The sequence below is a fragment of the Nocardiopsis camelliae genome (assembly GCF_028993595.1).
GTDB classification, from domain to species: Bacteria; Actinomycetota; Actinomycetes; order Streptosporangiales; family Streptosporangiaceae; genus Nocardiopsis; species Nocardiopsis dassonvillei.
The window spans coordinates 2,509,209-2,531,596 of sequence record NZ_CP118614.1 but is presented as its reverse complement, the minus strand read 5'-3'; the positions used below and the strand labels follow the sequence as shown (position 1 = coordinate 2,531,596).

Genomic DNA, 22,388 nt, shown 5'->3' with positions numbered 1-22,388 from the left:
CTGGTTCGGCGGGGTCCAGTCGAGGGGACCATCCCCGCGTGCGCGGGGAGCACAGTCAACAACCTGCGAACTTACCAGCGGCAAGCAGCCGTTTTTCCAACTTCCTGGAAAACAGACAAAGCGCCCAGCCCTGGAAACACCATGGCCGCAGAATACCGGCCGAGAAGTTCATTCGTTGGTCCGCTGGAACCCCTCCGGCCCGTAGCGCCCGTACTCGCGGCCGCTCCCTCAGTCCTCGGAACCGGTCGCGCCGCGCTGGTAGGCGGTCGGCTGTCCTGGCCGGGCCGCCAGTTCGCGGGCGGCCGCCAGGTTCTGGTCGATCGCGGCCTGCCATCGCCCCGGGTCCCGGCGGCGGCGTTCGCGCGCCAGCGCGAGCCCGGACAGCACCGGGCCCAGCCACGCGTCGGCGATCGGGGCCGGAGGTATCCGCAGGTCCTGGCACGCTCCGTCGCCGTGGATACGGCGGGCGATCGCGTTCAGCGCCGGTCGGGCCAGCTCGCCGGGTACCTTGAGCATCGCGTGCAGCGCGGAGGTCGCCGAGGCCAGCGTCGCGTCCGCCAGCACGGCCGACTCCTCCGTGGCCGGTCCGGTCACGCTCTGGAACACGGCGTCCAGGCGTGCGGCGGCCTCGTTGCCCGTGATCCCCTCGACCAGACGCGCGTCGATCCCCAGCAGGTGGGCGACGTACCACCAGTAGCGGTACAGGTCGGCCTGCTCGCGGCTGCTCAACCCGAACCCGAGAAGCCCTTCGGCGGTGTAAGCGGTCAGGGTGAAGTCCATCCAGGTCCGCCCCAGGTCGACCTGGTTGATCGGGCAGCCGTCCGCCGAGCTGTCGTAGCCGCGGTTCAGCGCGAGCCTTCGCATGTGCGCGTGCAGCATCCGCACCTCCAGGGTCGCCACGTAGCCCGGCTGTCCGACCCGGAGGCTGCCGGGCAGCATGGTCTGGGTGAGCCACGCCCCGGTCTCCTGGATGCGCCGCTGCGCGGACTCGACCAGCCGTCCCGTCGTCGTCAGCACCTTGGAGATCGACGGCGACTCGTATACCCGGATCAGGGAGCCAGCGTTGAGCGCGATGATGTGCACCGGCGGCGGCGAGGTGTAGAACGGCATGGGGCCCCGGTCGAGCAGGGCGTCGTCCACGTAGTCGGGCGGGCTCTCGGTCTGCCGCAGCAGCGCCGCCAGTGCCGGGGGCGGGTCGGTGAGGGAGGCCAGGCCCTCCCGGATGCCCTGGTTCACCACGGGCCTGGCCTGCCCCATCCCGATCTCGTGCATCTCGGTGACGACCGCGTCGGCGAGCACGTCACCGGTGGTCAGCGCCCACTGCATCAGGTCGGCTCGGGCCTGGCCGAACTGGGCCAGGACGGTCGACCGCCCCGCCCTGCCCGTCGGCCACGGGTTCTGCTCGGTCATGGTCTCCCTTTCTTCCGGGGGTTCGTTCCTGACCGCCCGCAGGGTCGGGAGGACCCCGGGGGTGCCAGGTATGGCTGACATGGTCCTGCCGCGGACTGGGCTGGAGGCGCTCGGCCGCCCGGCGCTCCGGTGTCGGCCGTCCGCCCGGGCCGGGCGGCGGGCCCACGGGTTCTGACCCGGGCGGACAAGACGGGACCGTGGCCCGGGCCCGCGACGGCCCGGTGGTGTACGGGTCCGGGGCGGCTCAGCCGTGGGCCTGGGCCCGCGGCCTGCCCGGGGAGCCGTGGGCGTCGTCGCTCCCGGCGATGTCGCTCAGCACCTCGGAGGCGGCGAGTTCGTCGCGGGCGGCGAGGCGGTCGAAGCCGTTGACGGCGGGGTAGACGTAGCGGCCCAGGGTCGCGATGAGGACCGCGCCGACGACGAGGACGCCCATCAGGACGGGGATGACGGGGTCGTAGGAGCCCAGCAGGTCGTACCCCAGCCCGAGGAGCAGCGGCCCCAGCGCACTGCCCAGGAGGAACGCGGCCTGGACCAGGCCCAGGATGCGGCCGAAGTAGCGCGTGCCCAGGTAGCGGGTGATGAGCAGGGCGAGCAGGTCTCCCTCGATGCCGAAGGCGACGCCGATGAAGGCGACCGCGACGACGGCGCCGCCGAACGGCGGTTCCAGGAAGAACATCCCGGCGATGGGGGCGATCATCACGATCGGACCGATGACGCACGCGTGCACCCGGTCGAGGATGAGGCCACCCGCCACCCGGCCCACCAGCGAGGCGAGCCCGAAGACGACCAGCAGGGTGGCGGCCTGGTCGGCGCCCAGCCCGCGGTCGGTCATCATCGGCACGAGATGGACCTGGAGGCCGTAGACGACGACGCCGACCAGTCCCAGTCCGAGCGCGATGGCCCAGAACTGCCGGGTGCGGACCGCCTCGCCGACCGTCAGGCCGGGGAGTTCGAGGCTGACCTCGCGGCCCTCCACCCGGGTCTCCTGGACGAGTCGTCCGCGCACGTGCCGTTCGGCGCGGGCGCGCACGAACAGGGTGACCATCGTGACCGACACCACGACCGAGATCAGCGCCATGAGGCCGTAGGCCGTCCGCCATCCGACGCCTTCGATGAGCGCTCCGGCCAGCAGCGGGGCCAGGGCCGAGCCCAGCCCGATGATGCCCGTCACCACTCCGACGGCGAGGGCGCGGTTGTTGTCGAACCAGCTCACCACCGCCCTGGTGGCGGGCACGGCCGTCCCGGCCCCGAAGAAGCCCACGAAGAAGCACGGGATGAGGTAGACCCACTCGACCGGCGGCACCAGCCCGATCAGTGCCATCGAGGCCGCGAACAGCACGAACCCCGGCACGAGGATGTACCGCGCGGCGAAGCGGTCCACGAGCTGGGCGACGATGACCAGGCCGATCGCCATACCGACCGCCGCGACCGAGAAGGCCCCGGTGACGGTCGTGCGGCTGAAGCCGGTGTCCTCGACGATCGGCAGTACGAACAGGCCGATGGTGGCCAGGTACATCTGGGGGCCGACGGCGTTGGCGGTGCCGCTGCCGATAAGCACCCACCAGGGGCTCCTGGGTCTGGGCGTGCGGGGGGCGACTGTACTCATGCGGTCTCCGTGGGGTCGTGGGGCGGTCGTGCAGGCGTTGGCGGGCAGGCGGTGACTGTCAGACGACAGCGGTCAGACGGCGGCGGGGAAGGAGACCCTGGTCAGTTCCTCGGAGACCTGCCAGACGCGCGCGGCCTCCTGTGCGCTGCGCAGCGGCGGGTACAGCCGCTGCTCGGACGGCGGGCCGCCCAGCCTCCCGAGGCCGCTGGGGCTGTAGAGCGCGCCCCGCTTGGCAGCCGGGTCGGTCGCGGCCATGAGCGCGGGCAGCTTGGACGTTTCGAGGGTGCCCAGCAGGATTCCGCGGGCAGACAGGGCCCGGATCCGGCGGATGTAGGGGGTGTCCTCGCCGCGGCCGATCTCGGGGCGGGCGGCCAGGAGGCTGGTCGGGGCCACCCCGGGGTGGGAGAGGTTGCTGGTGATGCCCCACCCGTGCGCCGTGCTGCGGCGGTCCAGTTCGAGGCCGAAGAGCCCGAACGCGATCTTGGACTGGCTGTAGGCGCGCATCTCGTTGTAGGAGCGCTCCCAGTTCAGGTCCTCCCAGTTGATGGAGCCGCGGCGCGCGGAGACGCTGATCTGCGAGGTCACCCGCGCCCGGCCCGCGCGCAGCAGCGGGAGGATGTGGCCCACCAGGGCGAAGTGGCCGAGGTGGTTGGTGCCGAACTGGAGTTCGTGGCCGTCGGTGGTGGTCTGCTGGTTCGGGGGTCTCATCACGCCCGCGTTGTTGATGAGGATGTGGATCGGCAGGCCCTCCTCGCGCAGGGTGTCGCCGAGGGCGGCGACCGAGGCGAGGGAGGACAGGTCGAGGCGGCGCAGCGAGACGTTCGCGCGGGGCACCGTCCGCCGGATCGTGGCGATCGCGTCCTCGCCCTTGCGCTCGTTGCGGACGGGCATGATCACCTCGGCGCCCGCGGCGGCCAGCCGCCTGGCCATCGCCAGGCCCATCCCGTCGCTGGCGCCTGTGACGACGGCGCGCTTGCCGGTCAGGTCGGGCACGGTGATGTCGATGATTCGACTTGGCATGGTCGTTCTCCCTCATGTCGTGTCTGGATGTCGCCGCCGGGTCCCCGTCACCGGAGGCCCGGCACCGGATACCCGTCGCCGGTCCGGTCCGGCGTCCCCGGTCCGCGCGGGTGTTCCCGGAGCGGGCGGTTCCGGAGCGGGTGCTCCCGAAGCGGACGGTCGTGCGGGTGGTCGTGCCACCGGCGGGGCGCCGGTCGCGTTCACCGGTGACCGCTCCGGGGCGGTCTGCGGCGGCGCGTCGGGGCGGTGGGCGAGCACGCGTCCGCTCGCCTTCCGGGGTCCCGCTCGGGCCTTGGCACCGATCCTGGGCGCACGGCGCGGACCTATCCAGGACCTCCCGATCACAGGCTCGCCGGGCCGCCTCTGCGCCGCTCACGGGGGGATCGGCGGGTCGTGGCTGGCGCCGTCCGCGGGCGGTAGACAGGCCCCACGGACCAGGCAGCACCCGAGAAGAGGGACGTCGTGATCGATCGCACCGGGCTGGCGGAGTTCCTGCGCAACCGGCGTCAGGCCCTGCAACCGGAGGACGTCGGCCTGCCGCGCGGGCAGCGCCGCAGGACCAGCGGGCTACGGCGCGAGGAGGTCGCGTCGTTGTGCCACATGTCGACCGACTACTACTCCCGCCTGGAGCGCGAACGCGGCCCCCAGCCCTCGCACCGGATGCTCGCCTCGATCGCCCAGGGGCTGCACCTGTCGCTCGACGAGCGCGACCACCTGTTCCGCCTCGCCGGACACAATCCGCCGCCCAGGGGCGGGTCCAACGAGCACATCGGCCCCGGTCTCCTGCGTGTGCTCGACCGCCTGGACGACACACCCGCCGAGATCACCACCGAGCTGGGCGAAACCCTGCGCCAGTCCCGGATGGGCGTCGCGCTGACCGGGGACACGACGCGGTTCACGGGGCCCGCCCGCAGTGCGGGGTACCGGTGGTTCACCGATCCCGCCTCCCGGAGGATCTACGCGCCGCAGGAGCACCCGTTCCTGGCCCGGACCTACGCCGCGGGGCTGCGTGAGCTCGTCACCCTGCGCGGGCCGCGGTCGCGCGCCGCCGAACTGGCCGAACTGCTGCTGGCCCGCAGCGAGGAGTTCCGACGGGTGTGGAGCGACCACGAGATCGGGATACGCCCCCACGAGGTCAAGCACTTCGTGCACCCCGAGGTCGGCGCGCTGGAGCTGACCTGCCAGCGGCTGGTCGATCCGGGCCAGGCCCACTCGCTGAGGGTCTACACCGCCGTTCCCGGCAGCGAGAGCCACGAGAAGCTCCGGATGCTGTCGGTCATCGGAACGCAGAAGCTCGGCTGACGCCGGGTCGTACCCGGGCTCCACCGGAGCGGAGGCGGAAGTCAGCCGGGAGGGGGCGGGCTCCGTGCGTCGTGAGCGGCCGCAGGCCGGAGTTCCCGACCGGAGGCGGACCGCAACTGTCGGGCCGCTCCCCCGGAGGGCTCCCTAACGTGGCCGGTGAACGAGAGGGGAACCGGTTCATGCTGACCGATCACGACATCAGGGCCTTCGTCCAGGACGGGTTCGTCGCCCTGCGCGGGGCGTTTCCGCGCGAACTCGCCGACCGGGGCCGGGAACGGCTGTGGGCCGACCTCGGCTGCGACCCCGACGACCCCGCCACCTGGACCCGGCCGGTCGTCCGCCTCGGCGGTTACCCCGACCCGCCGTTCCGGGAGGCCGCCACCACACCCGCGCTGCACGAGGCGTTCGACCAGTTGGTGGGCCAGGGCCGCTGGCAGCGCCTGGAAGGGCTCGGCACCTTCCCCGTGCGCTTCCCCGGCGACGAGGACCCCGGCGACGCCGGGTGGCACCTCGACGCCTCCTTCGCCGGAGCGAAGGGGGAGCCCCGCGTCAACCTCCGCTCGCGCGGGCGCGCCCTGCTGATGCTCTTCCTGTTCTCCGACGTCGGCCCCGACGACGCGCCCACCCGCATCCGGGTGGGCTCGCACCGCGACGTGCCGCCGCTGCTGGCCGACGCCGGTGACGGGGGCCGCGAGTTCATGGACCTGTGCGGCGCCGCCGTCCCGGCCAGCGAGGGCCGCCCCGAGGCGCTGGCCACCGGCGCGGCCGGAGACGTCTTCCTGTGCCACCCGTTCCTCGTGCACGCCGCCCAGCCGCACCGGGGCGCCGCCCCGCGCTTCCTGGCCCAGCCTCCGCTGCCGCCCGTGGGGGAACTCGACCTCGACGCGCGGCGGCCCACTCCGGTCGAACGTCCGGTCATCGAGGCGCTACGCGCCGACTGACCCCGCGCCGGGGCCGCGCTGTGGTCGCGGCTGTCACGCACCGGCGGGCGACGGCGGTGCCTCCAGGACGAAGAAGAGGAAGCCGATCCTGGTCGACAGGGCGTGGAACTCGTCGGGGAACAGCTCACGGGCGGCCGGATCGGGCTGCGGCTCGCTGACGGCGCACAGGCGCAGACCGGCGGCGGTGAAGGCGTCGGTCATCGCGTGCAGCGGCCTGCGCCAGAACCTGAGCGGAACGGTCCGCCCGCTGAACGCGAACTCGGCACTGTAGCTGGTGGTCGCGAAGTAGTCGGGCCGGGGGTCCTGGATCGCGTAGTCCGTGAACGGGTGCTGCACCGACGCGATCAGCCGACCGCCGGGCCTGAGCACGCGCCGGATCTCGGCCAGCGTCGGGCCCCAGTCCTCCAGGTAGTGCAGCACCAGCGACGCGACCACGTCGTCGAACGCACCGTCCTCGAACGGGAGGGGATCACTCAGGTCGGCCACGCGCAGGTCCGCGTCGTCCCCGAGCCGCCGCCGTGCCAGCGCCAGCATTCCGGCGCTGGCGTCGACACCGGTGACGTCGGCGCCCCGGTCTCGCAGTGCGGCGGACAGGGGGCCCGCGCCGCAGCCCGCGTCCAGGATGCGGCGGCCGGTCACGTCCCCGGCCAGGGCCAGCATCGCGGGCCGTTCGTAGTAGGCGTTCTGGACGTTGTTCTCGTTGTCCGCCGCGTACGCCTCGGCGAAGCCGTCGTAGTCGTTGTCGTTCGTCCGGGCCGCATCCGCGGCCTGGACGGGGGTGTGGGGCACATCGGTGACTCGGTCCATCGCTGGAGCCTAGTGTGCGCGGAGCCCGCCGGGCAGCCTTCGATTACGGTCCGCGTGGACGGGAGAAGCCGCCGCGACAGGGATCGCAGTACGCGAGGCCGCGCGGAGGACGGGCACTGCCGCAACCCCGGCCAGGGGTTCCGGCTGCCCTACCGGCATCATCGAGGCCCCGGGCCCGTGCAGCTCCTTGAGAGACGAGCCCGCGCTGGCAGCGGACACACCGGAGGTTGCTGATGACAGAGCTGTTCGAGGACGGCGACTACTACACCGGCCCTCCCCTCGACAGCGAAATGGTCCGCCGTGCCGAGGCGGACCTCGGCGTGCGGCTTCCTCGCGGCTACGTGGAGGTGCTGCTGCTACGGAACGGAGGGACCCCGCGACGCCGCTGCCACCCCACATCGTTTCCGACGTCCTGGGCCGACGACCATTTCGAGATCAGCGCGATCCGGGGGATCGGCGGCGACTGGGGCATCGACTCCGGGGCCGACGGGGGAAGCCCTTACCTCATCAACGAATGGGGGTATCCGGAAATCGGCGTGGTGGTCTGCCACACGCCTTCCGGCGGCCATGACACGGTCATGCTCGACTATTCCGTGTGCGGTCCCGCGGGAGAACCCGCCATCGCCTACATCGACGAAGACCGCGTCCCCCGACGGATAGCGCGGTCGTTCGGCGAGTTCCTCACGCGGCTGGTTCCCTGCCCTCCGGCTGGCTGAGGTCGTCGCGACCCGGCCCCGCCCTCCCCGGAACACCGGAGCGGAGACGCTCCCGGCCGCGATGGCCGGGCGCGCCCCCGCCCGGATGTGTCCCACGGGCGCTCAGCCGCGTCCGGGGATCAGCAGCTCAGGTTCGACCCGGTGGTGGTGCCGAGGATCTGGGTGAACTGCGTGAACTTGTTGATGCGGCTCTGGACCTGCGCCGGGTTGCCCCCGTTGCACTCGATCGAGCCGTTGATCGCACGGATCGTCTCGCCGAAGCCGTGGCCGTTGACGATGGCGTTGTGCGGCGTGATCGTGCCGGGTCCGGACTGGGTGTTCCAGTACCAGAGGCCGGTCCGCCAGGCGACCGAGGCGTTCTGCTCGACCAGGTAGGGGTTGTTCAGCAGGTCGATGCCGAGGGCGTCACCAGCGGCCTTGTAGTTGTAGTTCCAGCTGAGCTGGATCGGGCCGCGCCCGTAGTAGGCGGCCTGACCGGCCGGGCAGCCGAAGGGCTGGTTCCAGTCGCAGTAGTGCGGGTAGTTGGCCTCGTTGGTCTCCCTGATGTGCACCAGCCCGCCGGTCTCGTGGCTGACGTTGGCCAGGAAGGCGGCCGCCTCGCGCTTCCTCACCTCGGTGCTGCCGGTGTTGGCGAAGGCCGGGTAGGAGCTGAGGGCGGCGGTGAGGCCGCTGTAGGTGTAGAAGGGGTTCCGGTTCGGGAACATCTGGTTGAACTGGGCCTCGGTGACGACGAACCCGCTGGGCGCGGGCTCCTCACCGCCACCGTCGGTGCCGCAGGCGCCCTGGTCGGCCCAGACGTCGGAGGTGCCGGGACGCTCGTTCTGCGTCCACCACTTGGCCGTGTAGTTGCGGCCGTCGTAGGAGACCTGCCCGCCGCCGGTGTAGACGGCGGAGGAGTTCCAGGCCGGCGCGCAGACGGCGGCGGCCTGCGCGACGGTCACGGGGAGGACGACGAGCACAGCCGCGAGCGCGCCGAGCGCGGCCAGCTTGCTCAGGAGACGACGGATCACGTGTTCACACTCCTAGGGTGCGGCGCGTCGTCCGACCGCGCGCCGCTGGGGGTGCCGTCACCAAAGCAAGGGTGGTCTAGACCTGTCAAGACCAGTAACACGGATCGTGAGGACAAGGTGACGGAAAGCCGGAGGCGGTGACCCGGCGTCGGGCCCCTCACCGGGCCGTCGGAGATGGGGGCGGTCCGCCTCGGCGTACGCGAAAGCTCGACGCGTTCCCGCAGAGGATCGTGTCCGTTTTCCAGGGACACCGGTCGAGTCGTGATCCATGCTGGAACCCATGAACGACACGCCTGCCCTCCGCCCTGTCAGCGTGGCCCGGACCCTGGTGTCGGCCGCCGCGGTCCTGGCGGTCGGCGCCTGTTCCCCCTCCACACCGCAGGAGGAGGAACAGCGCCCCGCCGCCAGCGAGCCGACACCTTCCGCAAGCGCAAGTGCCAGTGCCAGCGAGTCCTCCTCCCGGTTCACCGGCCTGGACCCCGAAGGCACCAGCCGGGCCCAGATCACCGAAGGACTCACCGTGGTCGTGGAGGACTTCGAGCGCGTCCGGGACGCCCAGGGGGAACCGGCGCTGACCTTCGACCTCACACTCACCAACGCCACCGGCCAGACCTTCGACGCGACCCGCGTCGCCGTGTTCGCCTTCCACGGCCCCGACACCCAGGAGGCGCCTCCGACCATCCTGGAGTTCGACGAGAACGGCTCCGGGCGTTCGGCCCACTTCGACGAACCGCTTTCCGACGGTGAGGAGGCGACACTCACCTACGGGTTCAACGTGGACCCCGACCACGAGCAAGTGCTGATCACGGTCGAACCCGAGGGGGACGACGCGGTGTTCTTCGGCGGCACCGTTCCCCTTTGATCGGGGTTTGGCCATACCGCTCGCCCAGCGAGGGCCGGGATTGCTCATGTTTACCCGCCATTGGGCGGGTAGAGAGGTGAGTGTGCACCTGCGCGCTCCTCGGGCCGCGGGGACGGCCTCCACGGCCGTACGGCCCGTGATGACGCGGCGCGGGTGCCGGGTCGGCGCCTCTCGGGGGTGAGCGCGCACGACCCGCGCCGGACCGGCGGTTCGGGGGATCCGCGACGGTCCGGCGAGACGCGGGAGCCCCCGCGCGACAGCTCTTGTCGCGCGGGGGCTTTTCCCTTGGGTCCGGACGCGGCTAGGAAATCAGCGAACGGCAGGGCTCGTCAGCCGAAGGGATCAGCCCCGCGTGCGCGCAGAGCGCTGGCTGGCCGCGCTCGCTGAAGCTCGTAGTTGCGGCTCAATCGTCGTTTCCCCACACCTCGTCATGGACGAAGATCTGTTCCCGACCTGCTCTGACGTCTGCCAGAATCTGGGCTGCTTCGGCATCGTCGTGCTCTTCGAGAAGTCGTTCTTAGTGTTCGACCCATCTTGCAGGAACGAGTACGTATCCGCTGAGGTCGTGACCGATTCCGGGGCCGTTCCCAGGTTCCATGGGCATCGCGCTCATGACGTTCTCCCCCGTCTGGTCTTGGATCATTTCCGCGTGCGCGGGGAGCACGGCGTCTGGTGCACCCCGACCAGTGGCCCGGTGAGACCATCCCCGCGTGCGCGGGGAGCACGTCTCGGAGCTGTTCATGTCGCTCTCTTCTGGGGGACCATCCCCGCGTGCGCGGGGAGCACCACGTGCCCGCGCCCTTCTTCCTCTTCCTGAGGGGACCATCCCCGCGTGCGCGGGGAGCACTGCCGCATGCGCACGGTGCGCAGAGCCATGTCGGGACCATCCCCGCGTGCGCGGGGAGCACGTCGGCTGCCTGCTGGTCGTCGCCTTCTTCTGGGGACCATCCCCGCGTGCGCGGGGAGCACCCGAGGTAGTGCTCGATCACCTCGTTGACGCCGGGACCATCCCCGCGTGCGCGGGGAGCACGGCGGCCGACGCGCTGGCGATCAGCCTGGACGAGGGACCATCCCCGCGTGCGCGGGGAGCACACCCCCGAACCCTCCGACGAGCAGCTCGCGGAGGGACCATCCCCGCGTGCGCGGGGAGCACGCCACCGTGTGTCATGACAGCAGGCCACACCGGGGACCACCCCCGCGTGCGCGGGGAGCACCCAAAAGCCGAGGTCAGAACGATCTCGTTACTGGGACCATCCCCGCGTGCGCGGGGAGCACAGTCAACGACCTGCGAACTTACCAACGGCAAGCAGCCAATTTTCCAACTTCTTCAAAGACGGACACGCACCCCACAGGCCCCGAAACCCCCAAAGAACTCACCTCCCACCAAAGCGCCGCCTCTTCGACGCCTTGCTCCACCCGCTCTTCGGCGGCCTCCGGTTCTCCTCCACCGCCTTCTTCGGACGGTGCATCAGGGTCAGCCCCTCGTGGTCCACCGGTTCCCAGTGGTGCTCGAAGGTCTGGAAGGTGAACCCCTGCTCGGAGCCGTCGCTGTACGCCAGCAACGCCCTCCCGTTCCCCGCGTACTCCTTCACCTCCGCCCACAGCGCCTCCCGGATCCGGCGCGACGGGTTGCCGATGAACACCCCCGCCGAGATCTCCATGAGCCACCGGGTCAGGAACCCGCGCAGCCCGGCCGGGCAGTTCGTGAGCACGACGACCGTCACCAGACCACCTCGTCGGCCTAGCTGTAACCCGACTCCAGCAGCTCACCCCGGTCACCCACCAGCCCGACCGTGTCCGCCACGTCGTCGTTCGCGCCCTCGCCCGTACCCTCGGCCCCGGCCTCACCGAACCCATCACCGAGCAGCAGCTTCTTGATGTCGTGCACGCACCGGTCCAGCAGCCCCTCCTGGTTGATCCGGTCCCGCAAGAGCCTGCGCGTCACACCGTCCACGTCCTCCTCACCCTGCGCGGCGGCATCGAAGGCCACCGGAATCCCGATCTCCACCTTGTACAGATCGGCCACGTCCATCACGAACCCGCGTTCGTGACCCGAGTGCACGAACCCCAACCCCGGGCTGCACCCGAGCGCGGCCGTCACCGCGTGCGCCACCCCGTAGAAGCACTGCGCCGCCGCGGTGATCGCCTTGTTCGGCGTATCCGAGACGTCGTGGTCCCCCGGCACGTACCGCCGACCGCGCCAGGTCACACCGGTCCGCGCCGCCTGCTCCCGGTAGCACGCCTTGACCCGGTCGCCCTCCTTGCCCAGCAGCGCCTGGCGGCTCAGCGCCTCCACGTCCAGGTCCGGAAAACGCATCCGGTACATCGCCCGCGCCACGTCGAGCCTGCTCCGCCGGTTCGCCCACGCCGTCGCCTGCGCCTCCACCAACCGGGAGGAACGGGTGAGCGCGCGCCCAGCCGCGTAGTAGCGCACCCCGTGCTCCCCGACCCACACCACCGTCGCCCCGCACTCGCCGAGCAGGCTCATCGCCGAGTGGGTCACGTTCGTGCCCGGCCCCAGCAGCAGCGTGCCGATGGCCGCGGACGGCAGGTAGCGCGTCCCGTCCCCGTCCTCTGCGGTGATGGCGTTGGAGTCGCGGTGCACGATGCACCGTTCCAGGTACAGGAACGACAACCGGTCGCCCACCCTGGTCAGCTCGCGCGGCCCCGAGGTCCTGCGCTTCCCCACGGTCCCCATGCCTCACCCCACCGGCGCCAGGGTCATCAGCCCGCAGCCGTAGGCCTTGGCCCGGCCCAGCCCGGCGCACAGCGTGCGGCGCAGCGCGTCGGGGTCGGTGACGGTCAGCCTTCCGTCGAAGGTCGCGGTGACCACGGGAACCCGCATCCGCTTTCCCCGCCGGTCCGGGCGCGGGTCCGCCTTGTCGAAGCCGCGCGCGTCGCGGTCGTGCACGACCAGTTCGTGCTCGTCCTCGCCCGGGAGGAGCTGCTGCTCAGCGGGCTTGCGCACGATTTCGAAACCGCACCGCTCCTGGCGCTGGAGCAGCCACCCCGCCTGGTGGCGCGGCGTGACGTGCGCGGTGGGCTTGGTGGGCTCGCCGTCTCTTCGGCGGATGCTGTGCACGGGGTTGGCGGTGAGCCGGAACGCCCACGTCTGCCCGGCCTCCAGCCTCTTCAGGAACCCCGTGTACTCGTGCGTCCGCCACGCGTTCTCCGGGTCGGTCGGCCACCCGGCCTGTTCCACCACGTGGGTCAGGTCGGGCCGGTCCGGGCCCACCACGTACAGGAACACCTCCGCCCGGGCGTTGCGGTCCACCCGCCACAGCACCCGGGGGCCGTCCGTGTCGCTGGGCAGCAGGTTCGCGTAGGAGCCCATCACGGCCGCGTGCATGGCCTGCGGCGAGGACAGCAGCTTCCTCGCTCCGGGGCGGTGGGTGTTGAACCGGAATCGGGTGAGGTACATCAGCTTCCTCCCAGGGCAGCCGTGGGATCGTGGTCGGGAACCGGCCGGCGCCGCGCGAACGGGTTCGGCACGCCGACCGAGTCGGCATGCACCGCGCGCAGGGCGTAGCGGCGGTGCGCCGGATCGAAGCTCAGCGGCAGGTCGCGCAGCGAGTCCGCCCGGCCGTCGCCGGGCGCCGCGTCCACCAGCGTGGTCAGCGCGATCACTGCGCCCTGACGGCGCCCGGTGCGCCGCTGGTACCAGTCGGCCGCCTGCCAGGGGCGCCCCGCCAGGACGTCCTCGACGCGCCCCTCCTGGGGCTCGCCCAGGTCGAGCGGGCGGGAGGGCGGGCACGAGCGCCTGCCGAGGTAGGGCAGGTAGACGGGTTCGCGGACCGCCCGGTACAGCTCGGCGACCAGGTCCCGTTCGCCTTCCACCGCCGCGAGGAACACGGCGTCGGACAGGTAGAAGCGCTCCGACACCGGCATGGACGTGTCCGTGTCCAGGTGCTTGGCGGTCTGGTAGTCGCGCACGCGGATTCCGGGCTGGTCCAAGCGCACACCGAAGCGCAGCGCCGCCAGGTCGGACAGGTCGGCGGTCCGGTCCCGTCCCAGGGCGGCGGCGAGCAGCCCGAGCACGCCGCTCTTGGTGGGGGCGTTCTCCGTGCCCCGGCGGGCGAACCGGGAGGCGGAGCCCCAGGCCTGGAGCGGGCCCGCCAGAACCAGGGGCAGGACGCTCACCGCACTCATGCCCGCGGCGCCTGGCGCTGGGCGACGGCCGCGCCGACCCGCTCGACCAGTTCGGGGAGGGTGACCTCCTCGCCCAGGCCGGAGAGCTTGGCGGTGCGCTCCCCCACCCGCACCACCCAGGTGTCGACGTCGTCGGCCGCCCCGAACGCCCGCTCCACCTGCGGCACGTACTCGGCCAGGCGCGCGCTGGCCTGGGCGACGTGCCCCGCACCCGCCTCCACGGGCTCCTCGAAGGCCCCCACGAAGCTGATCGGGCGCGCGCCGCGCAGCTTGACGACGACCGCGTCGGGCAGGGTGTGGTTGCCGAAGGTGTTGACCTTGCCGGTGGGCATCGACTCCACGAACCCGCGCACGAACGCCTCCACGGCGCGGCGCAGCGGTTCGATAACCGGTTCGTCCTCGCGCAGCCCCTCCCCCAGGTTCTTCCGCAGCAGGTCCACGTCCACGGCGGCGTAGCGGTACAGGGTGGCGGAGTTGAACTCGACGGTGCCGATCATGCCCGCGCCGGTCTCCTCCTCGGGGTTGCGGTCGTCCACGGCCGTGTAGTAGTCGGACTCGTTCTCCACCGCGTGCACGCTGAGGGCGTGCGCGACCTGGGCGGCGGCGTCCACGTTGACGTCGGCGCCGTCGGCGACCATGCGGCCGAACAGGGCGATGTCCACCGAGTGGCGGGTGTCGGCCACGGCCTTGGCGCGGGCCTTGTTGTCCTTGTCCTTGAGGAAGGTCTTGATGTCCTCGCGGCCCTCCACGGCGAGTTCGGCGAGCCCGTCGCGCTGGCGCGCGCTGAGGAACATCAGGTAGGCGGACTCGGGGGCGGGTGCCTTGGTGCCGTTCTTCTTGGCGGCGTCGGCCTTGCGCTTGGGCACCTCGATCTTGGAGCCGGTGGCGACCTGGACGGTCTCCGCGGCCAGGGCCAGCGCCTCGGCCTCCTCGATGGAGGAGTCCCGTTCACGGATGCGGGAGGCGACCAGCTCGGCGACGCGCTTGGTGCGGGTGCCCAGTTCCTGGGGGTCGAGCAGGGCGTCGAAGGCCAGGCGGGTGGCGCGCTTCCAGGCCTGGCTGGAGACCCGGGACCGGCGCACGCCGCCGTAGACGGCCGTCTTGGGGGCGCCGGTGTCGTCGCGGTTGATGTTGCTGGGCGGCACGGTCTGCAACACGTGCACGTCGAGAATGGTGCGGCTCATGGTGTGTCCTTGTCTCGTCGGTGCCCGTCCGCGGGCGCACCCGGGCGGGGCGGGGGGCGAAGCGGGCTGGTGGTGCCGGGCCTCGGCCGGAGTCGGGAGGCGGTGCGCGAAGGGCGCTGTCAGTCGGAGGTGCCGGTCGCGGTCCGCGTGTCCTGGTGGCCGGTGGCGTCGTCGGCCTCGGCGCCGTCCGTTCCGGCGCCCTCCGAGTGCCGGTAGGCCTGGAAACCGCGGCCCCAGGCACGGCGCACGCGTTCGGCCCCGGGCCGGGTGCGGGCGTCGTGGAGCTGGTCGGCCAGCAGCCCGTAGTCGAGCGGGATGTCCTCGGCGCGCAGGAGCTGGACGATCCCCCGGAGCCGGTCGAGGCGGGTGGCGCGGTGCGCGGCGCTCCCCGCCTGCACGAACCTCCTGCGCAGCGGTTCGTCGATGTCCCCGGGCGGCATAAGGCGGCGGACCGCGTCGCCGAGGCCGCGCCCGCGCCGGTGCATGCCCTTCTCGCGCTTGGACTGCTGGTGCAGGGCGTAGAGGGTCAGCGCCTCGTGCGCGGCGGCCTCGGCGTCCTCGGTGCGGGGGTCGGAGACGGAGAAGCGCTCGTAGAAGCGGTGGTCCAGGGTCAGCCCCACCAGTTCGGGCACGGCCTCGACGGGCTTGCCCGCGCCCCGGCGCAGCTTGGCCAGGGTGGCGACGGCCTCGGGGAGGTCCTTGAGGTAGCCGCCCTGGAGCTGGCGGACGCGTTCGTCGACCAGCTCCCCGACGTCCTTGAGTTCGGGCACGAACTCGGCGGTGCTCGTGGTGGTCACTGCTCCTCCTGCGGGGAGTGGTCGGTGTTGGTCAGCGGGAGCGCCCTGCGCAGGGCGAAGCGGAAGCGCAGGTCGGCCCGGGAGGCGGTGAGCCAGACCGATCCCTTCTTGGTGGCCACGACCCGGCCCGTCCAGGCGGCCTCCCCGGCCGTGTCCATGAGTTCGCCGCCGAGCCGGGAGACGATCTCGTGCGCCGTGAGCTGCCACGTGCGGCGCTGTTCCAGAGGGGGTTCAGTGGTGTTGAGGCCGCGCAGCCACTTGCGGAAGGGCTCGTCCAGCTCCGCGAACCCGCGGTCGCGCGCGGCGGCCCGGGGTCCCTCCCCGTCCGCGCCCGCCGCGTCGGCGAGGGCGGTGGCCAGGTCACCGAGGACCATGACCGCCTCCTCGGCGTCGTTGACCGCGTCGATCGCCGTCTGGCCGAGAGCGATGTCCTGCTCGTGCAGCAGGACCACGGGCATGGCGACGGTGTCGTCCACGATCTCGTCGATGACGGACTGCTGGGTGCCGTAGACGGCGCCGACCAGGCGTGTGCGGAGAAGGAAGCCCTTGTCCAGGTACTCCTCCACGGTCAGGCGCGCGACCCAGTCCAGCACCCGGGGGCGCACGACCTTCGCGGCCTCGCGGCGCTGTTCGGCGCCCCGGACGCGACCGGTGACCAGGGCGGCGAGGCCGCGCCAGGCGCTGCGGGCGGGGTCGTGGTCCCGGGGCAGGTAGACCTGCTCCTCACCGAGCTTCTTCTCCTGGGCGGGGCTGCGCCGCCAGGCGGTCATGGGCTCCCGGTCGTGCTTGTTGCGCGGGGTGAGCGGGTCGCCGTAGGCGAGCAGGACGCCGTGGACCGCTTCGCCGTCGTGGTGCAGGCGGACGCGGCGGCTCTGCCAGGTGTAGAGGTCGCGCAGGCCGTGGGGGCGGGTCTGGGCCTCCGCTCCCCCGAGGGCCTCGGCGGTGGCCGGGGCCCGGCGCCAGGCCGGGCGGTCGTCGGGGCGCGAACGCAGGTTGTCGGTGTCGCGGGGCAGCAGGTTGAGCAGGAGGGTCGCGCGCAGGTCGTCGCCCTCCACGTACACCCCGCCGAGGTTGCCGGACCACCCCACTCCCTGCGGGTAGACCTTGCCACCCTTCACGCGGGGGTCACCGACCGCACCGGACTTGATCCCGGAGGTGTCGTAGGCGTGGGCGTGCAGGAGCCAGCGGGCGGCCTCGGCGAAGCCCAGACTTTCGGCCCCGTGCGCGCGCATGGTGAAGAAGCGCGCGTTGTTGGGGACGTCGGCCACGATCGGGTCGAGGGAGGAGTGCTCGCCCTTGGCCGTGCGCAGCTCCGCCACCTGGAGGAAGGGCGCGGTCGGGTGCAGCAGGTCGAGGCGGTCGCGGTGCTCGCCGAGGTAGTCGCGGACGCGGTCCGCGGGGAGTTCTCCCCGACCCCCGTCCCACAGGTCCGCCCAGTCCTCGATGTCCTCCGGGCCGTCGATCGCGTCGTGCAGGACCGCCAGGAGCAGCCGCAGGAGGGCGAAGTCCTGGGTGGGCACGTCCCCGACCAGACGCCGGATCTGTGCGGCCTGCTCGAAGACCTCGGTGAGGGAGAGCTGGGCCTCCGTCCCGTCGAGCCGCTGGACGGGGACCCAGGGCCGGCTGGTCAGGTCGAAGGAGGGCGGGAGCGTCGGTGGGGGCGCGGGTCGCGGTGGGGGTGGCGTCGGCCCGGAGGCGTCAGTCGGCACGGTGGACCTCCAGTCCGTCGGTCGGGGTGTAGTGCAGTCGAAATCCGGCGAGTTCGGCGCGGTCGTCCTCGTCCAGGAAGAGGATGAGTTCCTCGGCGATCCAGTGGGCATCCTTGGTCTGCCAGGCGAGGACGAGGTCGGTTTCGAGTTCGGTGATGGCCCGGTCCAGTTCCTTGGGGAAGGTGAACTGGTAGGGCAGCCGGAGCGCGGAGGCCGCCAGGGCCCGTGCGGAGGCGGGCTGCGGCGCGGTGCCGGTGGGCAGGTCCAGTCCGCCGCGCCCGTCGGCCAGCCAGGGAACGGTGGTCACGGTGCCGTCGGCGGCGCGGCGGGCGACCAGGACCTCCAGGCTGTCGCGGGTGTCGCGGACCTGGGCCTTGCCGGCCTGGGTGTCGTCGGCCTCACCGACCCCGGCCTCGACCCAGCCGATGAGCGCGCGGCCGTCCCGGGCGGCCGGTTTGAGCAGGAAGGTCTCGGCTTTCTCGCCCTTGCGCGCCTGTTCGGTCTCGTATCCGTCGAGTGCCTCGGCCATCGCCTCACTCCAGGTGTCGGGGGCGGGGTCCCGGTCGCCGTAGGCGTCCTGGACCAGAGGGCTGATGTCCTCGGGGAGACGAACCGTGCGGGCGGCGTCCCCGTCAGCGGCACCGGACTCCAGGCGGGTGCGGAGCACTGCCAGGGAGCGGAGCAGGGGGTACTGCCCGTATACCGTCCGCGAACCCTGTACCGGTTGGGGCGGCACCTCGTCCCAGTCCACACCGGTGACCAGGCAGCGGGCCCGGCGCACGCGCTCGGGCCGGTCGGACTGGTCCCGGCCGCGCGGGTGGCGGTGCAGGCGGCCCATGCGCTGGAGCACGAGGTCGACGGGGGCCAAGTCGGTGACCAGCAGGTCGAAGTCCACGTCCAGGGACTGCTCCACGACCTGGCTGGCGACCACGATGTGGCGGGTGGGGCGCTCGCCGCCGAGTTCGGCGACCTTGGCGGGCGGCCCGTAGTCGGCCACCAGGGCGTCGTCGTTGGCGGCGCGGTCCAGGGCGAGGAAGCGCGAGTGCGTGACCGTGACCGTGTCGGTGCCGAAGCGGGCACGCAGGTGCGCGGCGGCCTCGTGGACGCGCGCGACGGTGTTGCGCACGACCAGGGCGCAGCCGCCCTCGGCCAGGGCGTGCTCCAGGTGCGCGGCGAGCGCGTCGAGGTCGTCGGACAGGGGTTCCACGACCACGTCGGTGGCGCGGCCGGAGGCGGCGGGGGCGTACAGGCGGGGCGCGGCACCGGTCTCGGCCGTGGTGATGAGGGGGTAGGCGCGGGCCTTCCCGACCTCGTCGTACCCCGCTCCCGAAGCGCCGGTGTAGGCCTCGGCCAGCTCGCGCCTGCGCCCGGCGGGCAGGGTGGCGGAGAGGACGACCACGGGGACGCCGTACCTGCCCAGCCAGGACAGGGCGCGGTCGAGGTAGGCGTTCATGTAGGTGTCGTAGGCGTGGGCCTCGTCGATGACGACCACCTTGCCCGCCATGGCCAGGTGGCGCAGGGCCAGGTGCTTGCTCTTGAGGCCGGTGAAGAGGAGCTGGTCGACGGTGCCGACGGCGAAGGAGGAGAGCATGCCCTTCTTGCGTCCCCGGAGCCAGCGGTGGGCGGTGAGGGCGGCGGGGGTGCGGGGGGTGCTGCCCGTGCCGGTCCCGGCGTCCTCGGCGTCGCGGTCGGTGTCGTCGGCCAGGCGGCGGCCACCTCCCATGAGCTGCGTGAACTCCTCGTTCAGGTGCGCTTTGGAGTGGGCGAGGAACACGGAGGCGGCCTCCTCCGGCATTCCGGGGAGGCGGTCGAGCCAGGTGAGGTAGCGCCCGAACATGGCGTTGCTGGTGGCCATGGTCGGGAGGGCGACGAAGCAGCCGCCCGCGCCGGACCGGGCCGCGAAGATCTCGGCCACGGCCAGGGCCGCCTCGGTCTTGCCCTCGCCCATGGGGGCCTCGACGATCATCAGGCCTGGGCCGGCCATCCGCCGCGCGGCCTCGACCGCCTGTTCCTGGACGGGGCGGACGGTCGCGCCCTCGGGCAGGGCGAAGCGTTCCGCGAAGAGTTCCGCCGCGGTGCCGCCTGGTTCCTCGGCCTGCCACTGCCGGGGGAGGTCGAGGAGGCGCCAGGCCTCGCGGGTGCGCTCGGGGTCGGTGCTGCGCTTTCCTGCGCCCGGGAAGAGGGGGAAGAGTTCGGGGTTGCTGGCGATCCAGTCCGCGACGATGACGAGGGCGGTGAGCAGGACCTGCACGGTCTGCGGGAGCTTGAGGGAGTTCCAGGCGGAGAGGCGTTCGGCCGCGCCGGTGACGCGGGCGGCGGTGTCGAGGAGTTCGGTCTGGATGGTGGTCCAGGCGCGCTCGTGGCCGGGGGTGCGGAGGAGCTGGGGGTGCCGGTCGAGTTCAGCGATGGCCGAGTAGCCGGGTGGGACTCCGTGATGGCCTCCGGCGACGACGGTGAGCTGGTGGGTGTCGCGGGCTTTCCAGCCGTGGTGCGCGACGAGCCAGTCGCGGAGGAGGAGCTGTCCGGCCAGGCCGTGGGGGGCGAGGTTGCGGTCGGCCATCTGCTTCTGGAGGGGCATGTCGAGGCCGTGCGCGCGCATGTCGTCCGCGAGGTGTTCGACCTGGCAGGCGAAGGCGGGGGTGGCCTTGCCGATGTCGTGGGTGGCGGCGAGCCAGACGGCGAGGACGCGGGCGTCGTGATCGCCGTCGGGGAGTGCACGGCTGATGTGGTCGCGGACCTGCGCGGGGAGCCACTCGTCCCAGAGCCTGGTGGCGACGGCGGCGCTGTCGGCCATGTGGCGGTAGAGGGGCAGCCAGCCGTCGGAGCCGAAGTCGTGTTTGGCCCAGGTGCGTCGGGCGGCCTCGGAGAGGGGGTCTTTCCAGGGCTGAGGGCGCCCTTCGTGCGTCATGGGGCACAGTGAACAGGAGTTCGAGGCGCCTTCGCAGGCAAACGCCGAAACTTGCCCTGTCCGCTTCTGGCCAGGGGGGTTTACCCGTCCGCGTAAACCGAGTGGCTCGTGTGCCGGGCGTATCCCCGTGCGTACGGGGAGCACTCCATGCCCATGGAGCGGGGCACGTGCCGGGTGGGACCATCCCCGCGTGCGCGAGGAGCATTTAACGCTAGCCACAACTCTGCTACCCACTTCAGGGGCAATCTCGAAGCCATCCGAGAGCAACACAACTACCTTAGGGGCAAGGCGATATATTCATCAAACCAAACACAAACGAAGTAGGCAGTAGAGCATGTGGCTAGCGCCGAAGCATACTAACGAAGTTGTTAGTAGAGCATGTGGCTAGCGTTAACGAGAAGCTTCAACACGTGATAGGCTCCCAGGCGGCTCACCAGAAAGCCCCTGATCAGACAGGCAACACATGCCCAAATCGGACATTTTTGACGATATGGCTTCACACCCCATATTCATGAGCATTGTAATAACAAAACTCAAAAATGGGTCAATGGCCACATCCGATGCATCCACAGTCACAAAGCATGACACATTGGCCCTAGAAGGCCTGGCCTTGCGAATATCTTCACAGGAAACCCCAAAGAACGAAAAGGACGAAAAAAATAAGCTTCTCGCCTAATTCGTTACATAGGTTCCGTCATGTGCCCGCACGAAGGGGCCGTCGTCACGCACCGCGTCCGTGATACGGACACTTCGTGCCTCTGGAACAGCGGAGACGGCTTCCTGGATAGTCATCCACGTGACCACACGCGCCTCAGAGGTGACCTGCGCCTCGCCTCCAATCGGCTCACACAGAAAGGCCAGGGAGACCACGCCGAGCTTCATGTTCTTGTACACGCCGGTCAGCCGAACAGGCTTGACCTCAACGCCGGTCTCCTCACGCACTTCCCGAACGGCGCACTCCTCAGGTGTCTCCGCGAGTTCGAGAACGCCGCCGGGCGGCACCCAACGCCCGTCGTCGGCCCGCTTGATCACCAGGACCTTGCCGTCCTCGGGACGGATCACCACACCGGTAACGCTCACGCTGTGCACAGGACTCGCGTTCATGCGCCCTGCTCCCACGCGTAAGTCAGTCTCCAGCGAAGCGCCGCCAGGATGTTCACACAGACCTCGACGCGGCGCCCATCGGCGTCGAAGGCGGTCCGCAGGATGGAGAACACGGGCTGACCACCAGCAACCTCCAGGAAATCCGCTTCCTCAGCCGTAGCGCTTCGCACCTCGATGTCCTCCGTGAAGCGCACCGGCCCGAAGCCCCGTTCCGCGAGACGAGCGTAGATACCACTCGGCCCGGTGTCCGGCATGGCAAGGTCAGCGCTCCCAGCCACGTCGAGGGGCACGTACGAGGTCGCGATTTGGACCGGCTTCTCGTCAGCGAACATGTGACGCCGCCTCACCAGAACCTGACCCTGGCTCTCAGGGTCCATCTCCAGAATCCCGGCGATCTCGTCGGAAGCAGGCTCGACACCCCAGCGGACAAGTTCAGTTCGCGGTGCGAGGCCGACCTCGGCCAGCTCCTCCGCGTAGGAACTTCGTCCCTCTGAAAAGCGGTAATCCGTACCCATGCGCCGCACACGCTTGACGGTGGGCATGTCCAGCACCACGGAACCTTTCCCGTGTTCGGTGCGGACCCACCCCTCCGCCTGAAGCATGGCCACGGCTCGGCTGATCGAACTCTGGTTGAGGCCGTACTGACGGGCGAGGTCCGGCTGGCTGGGCAATGTGGTTCCGGGTCTGTAGTCACCCCTTCGAATGGCCTCGCGCAAGATCGCGGCCACCTGCTTGTACCGCGCCTTGGACGGTTCGAGGGTGCTCATCCAGCGTGTTCCTTCCAGCATCACGTGTACTCGTGCCTCACCGTAGCGCGAGCCCCCGCCAGACCAGCGAGCCTCTGTCTCCCAACCCATGCCGCC

At 71.3% G+C, this 22,388-nt stretch carries 19 protein-coding genes and 1 CRISPR repeat array; of the genes, 4 read left to right on the top strand and 15 right to left on the bottom strand.

Going from position 1 to position 22,388, the window contains the following annotated elements; translation table 11 throughout:
* Positions 1-228: 228 nt before the first annotated feature.
* The 3 genes from PV789_RS11060 to PV789_RS11050 all read right to left on the bottom strand — a co-directional run bounded on the left by PV789_RS11060 (position 229) and on the right by PV789_RS11050 (position 4,036).
* Positions 229-1,410: an oxygenase MpaB family protein gene (locus PV789_RS11060; protein ID WP_274977327.1), complete on the bottom strand. Its 1,182-nt coding sequence runs from the start codon at positions 1,408-1,410 to the stop codon at positions 229-231.
* A 244-nt stretch (positions 1,411-1,654) separates the two neighbouring features.
* Positions 1,655-3,016, bottom strand: coding sequence for an MFS transporter (locus tag PV789_RS11055; protein WP_274977326.1), 1,362 nt, complete (start codon positions 3,014-3,016; stop codon positions 1,655-1,657).
* Positions 3,017-3,088: 72 nt separating this feature from the next.
* The gene (locus tag PV789_RS11050; protein WP_274977325.1) at positions 3,089-4,036 is read right to left on the bottom strand and encodes an SDR family oxidoreductase; all 948 of its coding nucleotides are present in this window, start codon (positions 4,034-4,036) and stop codon (positions 3,089-3,091) included.
* A gap of 462 nt (positions 4,037-4,498) precedes the next feature.
* Between PV789_RS11050 and PV789_RS11045 the strand changes: the two genes are divergently transcribed.
* The gene (locus PV789_RS11045; RefSeq protein WP_274977324.1) at positions 4,499-5,338 is read left to right on the top strand and encodes a helix-turn-helix transcriptional regulator; all 840 of its coding nucleotides are present in this window, start codon (positions 4,499-4,501) and stop codon (positions 5,336-5,338) included.
* Positions 5,339-5,517: 179 nt separating this feature from the next.
* Positions 5,518-6,279: a phytanoyl-CoA dioxygenase family protein gene (locus PV789_RS11040; RefSeq protein WP_274977323.1), complete on the top strand. Its 762-nt coding sequence runs from the start codon at positions 5,518-5,520 to the stop codon at positions 6,277-6,279.
* 33 nt (positions 6,280-6,312) lie between these two features.
* Here PV789_RS11040 and PV789_RS11035 read toward each other — a convergent pair whose 3' ends face one another.
* Positions 6,313-7,086, bottom strand: coding sequence for a class I SAM-dependent methyltransferase (locus PV789_RS11035; RefSeq protein ID WP_274977322.1), 774 nt, complete (start codon positions 7,084-7,086; stop codon positions 6,313-6,315).
* 233 nt (positions 7,087-7,319) lie between these two features.
* On the opposite strand from PV789_RS11035, the gene PV789_RS11030 reads away from it, so the two are divergent.
* Positions 7,320-7,802 carry an SMI1/KNR4 family protein gene (locus PV789_RS11030; protein ID WP_274977321.1) on the top strand — a complete coding sequence of 161 codons (483 nt, stop codon included), beginning with the start codon at positions 7,320-7,322 and terminating at the stop codon, positions 7,800-7,802.
* Between the two features lie 119 nt (positions 7,803-7,921).
* Here PV789_RS11030 and PV789_RS11025 read toward each other — a convergent pair whose 3' ends face one another.
* Positions 7,922-8,812: a glycoside hydrolase family 19 protein gene (locus PV789_RS11025; protein WP_274977320.1), complete on the bottom strand. Its 891-nt coding sequence runs from the start codon at positions 8,810-8,812 to the stop codon at positions 7,922-7,924.
* A 313-nt stretch (positions 8,813-9,125) separates the two neighbouring features.
* Between PV789_RS11025 and PV789_RS11020 the strand changes: the two genes are divergently transcribed.
* Positions 9,126-9,674: a hypothetical protein gene (locus PV789_RS11020; RefSeq protein WP_498049384.1), complete on the top strand. Its 549-nt coding sequence runs from the start codon at positions 9,126-9,128 to the stop codon at positions 9,672-9,674.
* 635 nt (positions 9,675-10,309) lie between these two features.
* A CRISPR array of direct repeats spans positions 10,310-10,949; the repeat unit is 29 nt; unit sequence GGGACCATCCCCGCGTGCGCGGGGAGCAC.
* Positions 10,950-11,047: 98 nt separating this feature from the next.
* Here PV789_RS11020 and cas2e read toward each other — a convergent pair.
* The 10 genes from cas2e to PV789_RS10970 form a co-directional block, all read right to left on the bottom strand.
* Positions 11,048-11,398, bottom strand: a complete 351-nt coding sequence (gene cas2e / locus PV789_RS11015; protein ID WP_274977318.1) for a type I-E CRISPR-associated endoribonuclease Cas2e — start codon at positions 11,396-11,398, stop codon at positions 11,048-11,050.
* Between the two features lie 17 nt (positions 11,399-11,415).
* Complete coding sequence (gene cas1e, locus PV789_RS11010; RefSeq protein ID WP_274977317.1) at positions 11,416-12,372, bottom strand: type I-E CRISPR-associated endonuclease Cas1e; 957 nt, start codon at positions 12,370-12,372, stop codon at positions 11,416-11,418.
* A 3-nt stretch (positions 12,373-12,375) separates the two neighbouring features.
* Positions 12,376-13,095 carry a type I-E CRISPR-associated protein Cas6/Cse3/CasE gene (gene cas6e / locus PV789_RS11005; protein ID WP_274977316.1) on the bottom strand — a complete coding sequence of 240 codons (720 nt, stop codon included), beginning with the start codon at positions 13,093-13,095 and terminating at the stop codon, positions 12,376-12,378.
* The gene (cas5e, locus tag PV789_RS11000) at positions 13,095-13,823 is read right to left on the bottom strand and encodes a type I-E CRISPR-associated protein Cas5/CasD (RefSeq protein WP_274977315.1); all 729 of its coding nucleotides are present in this window, start codon (positions 13,821-13,823) and stop codon (positions 13,095-13,097) included. Before cas5e ends, cas6e begins: the two co-directional genes overlap by 1 nt.
* On the bottom strand, positions 13,820-15,007 hold the full coding sequence (cas7e, locus tag PV789_RS10995) for a type I-E CRISPR-associated protein Cas7/Cse4/CasC (RefSeq protein ID WP_274977314.1): 1,188 nt from the start codon (positions 15,005-15,007) through the stop codon (positions 13,820-13,822). The genes cas5e and cas7e overlap by 4 nt, the downstream gene beginning before the upstream one ends.
* A 119-nt stretch (positions 15,008-15,126) precedes the next feature.
* Positions 15,127-15,804 carry a type I-E CRISPR-associated protein Cse2/CasB gene (casB, locus tag PV789_RS10990; protein ID WP_274977313.1) on the bottom strand — a complete coding sequence of 226 codons (678 nt, stop codon included), beginning with the start codon at positions 15,802-15,804 and terminating at the stop codon, positions 15,127-15,129.
* Positions 15,801-17,513, bottom strand: a complete 1,713-nt coding sequence (gene casA, locus PV789_RS10985; RefSeq protein WP_274977312.1) for a type I-E CRISPR-associated protein Cse1/CasA — start codon at positions 17,511-17,513, stop codon at positions 15,801-15,803. Before casA ends, casB begins: the two co-directional genes overlap by 4 nt.
* Positions 17,503-20,421 (bottom strand): CRISPR-associated helicase Cas3', encoded by a 2,919-nt coding sequence (gene cas3 / locus PV789_RS10980; protein ID WP_274977311.1) that lies wholly within the window; start codon positions 20,419-20,421, stop codon positions 17,503-17,505. Before cas3 ends, casA begins: the two co-directional genes overlap by 11 nt.
* A 672-nt stretch (positions 20,422-21,093) precedes the next feature.
* Positions 21,094-21,525, bottom strand: a complete 432-nt coding sequence (locus PV789_RS10975) for an NUDIX hydrolase (RefSeq protein WP_274977310.1) — start codon at positions 21,523-21,525, stop codon at positions 21,094-21,096.
* Positions 21,522-22,292 (bottom strand): GntR family transcriptional regulator, encoded by a 771-nt coding sequence (locus tag PV789_RS10970; protein ID WP_274977309.1) that lies wholly within the window; start codon positions 22,290-22,292, stop codon positions 21,522-21,524. The genes PV789_RS10975 and PV789_RS10970 overlap by 4 nt, the downstream gene beginning before the upstream one ends.
* Positions 22,293-22,388: the final 96 nt, after the last annotated feature.

Bases quoted from the DNA above. Each gene is read 5' to 3' on its own strand.
- PV789_RS11030 (WP_274977321.1), top strand. From the start codon at position 7,320: ATGACAGAGCTGTTCGAGGACGGCGACTACTACACCGGCCCTCCCCTC.
- cas5e (WP_274977315.1), bottom strand. From the start codon at position 13,823: ATGAGTGCGGTGAGCGTCCTGCCCCTGGTTCTGGCGGGCCCGCTCCAG.
- cas3 (WP_274977311.1), bottom strand. From the start codon at position 20,421: ATGACGCACGAAGGGCGCCCTCAGCCCTGGAAAGACCCCCTCTCCGAG.
- PV789_RS10975 (WP_274977310.1), bottom strand. From the start codon at position 21,525: ATGAACGCGAGTCCTGTGCACAGCGTGAGCGTTACCGGTGTGGTGATC.
- cas6e (WP_274977316.1), bottom strand. From the start codon at position 13,095: ATGTACCTCACCCGATTCCGGTTCAACACCCACCGCCCCGGAGCGAGG.
- cas1e (WP_274977317.1), bottom strand. From the start codon at position 12,372: ATGGGGACCGTGGGGAAGCGCAGGACCTCGGGGCCGCGCGAGCTGACC.
- PV789_RS11060 (WP_274977327.1), bottom strand. From the start codon at position 1,410: ATGACCGAGCAGAACCCGTGGCCGACGGGCAGGGCGGGGCGGTCGACC.
- PV789_RS11035 (WP_274977322.1), bottom strand. From the start codon at position 7,086: ATGGACCGAGTCACCGATGTGCCCCACACCCCCGTCCAGGCCGCGGAT.
- PV789_RS11050 (WP_274977325.1), bottom strand. From the start codon at position 4,036: ATGCCAAGTCGAATCATCGACATCACCGTGCCCGACCTGACCGGCAAG.
- PV789_RS11040 (WP_274977323.1), top strand. From the start codon at position 5,518: ATGCTGACCGATCACGACATCAGGGCCTTCGTCCAGGACGGGTTCGTC.
- PV789_RS11055 (WP_274977326.1), bottom strand. From the start codon at position 3,016: ATGAGTACAGTCGCCCCCCGCACGCCCAGACCCAGGAGCCCCTGGTGG.
- PV789_RS10970 (WP_274977309.1), bottom strand. From the start codon at position 22,292: ATGAGCACCCTCGAACCGTCCAAGGCGCGGTACAAGCAGGTGGCCGCG.
- cas7e (WP_274977314.1), bottom strand. From the start codon at position 15,007: ATGAGCCGCACCATTCTCGACGTGCACGTGTTGCAGACCGTGCCGCCC.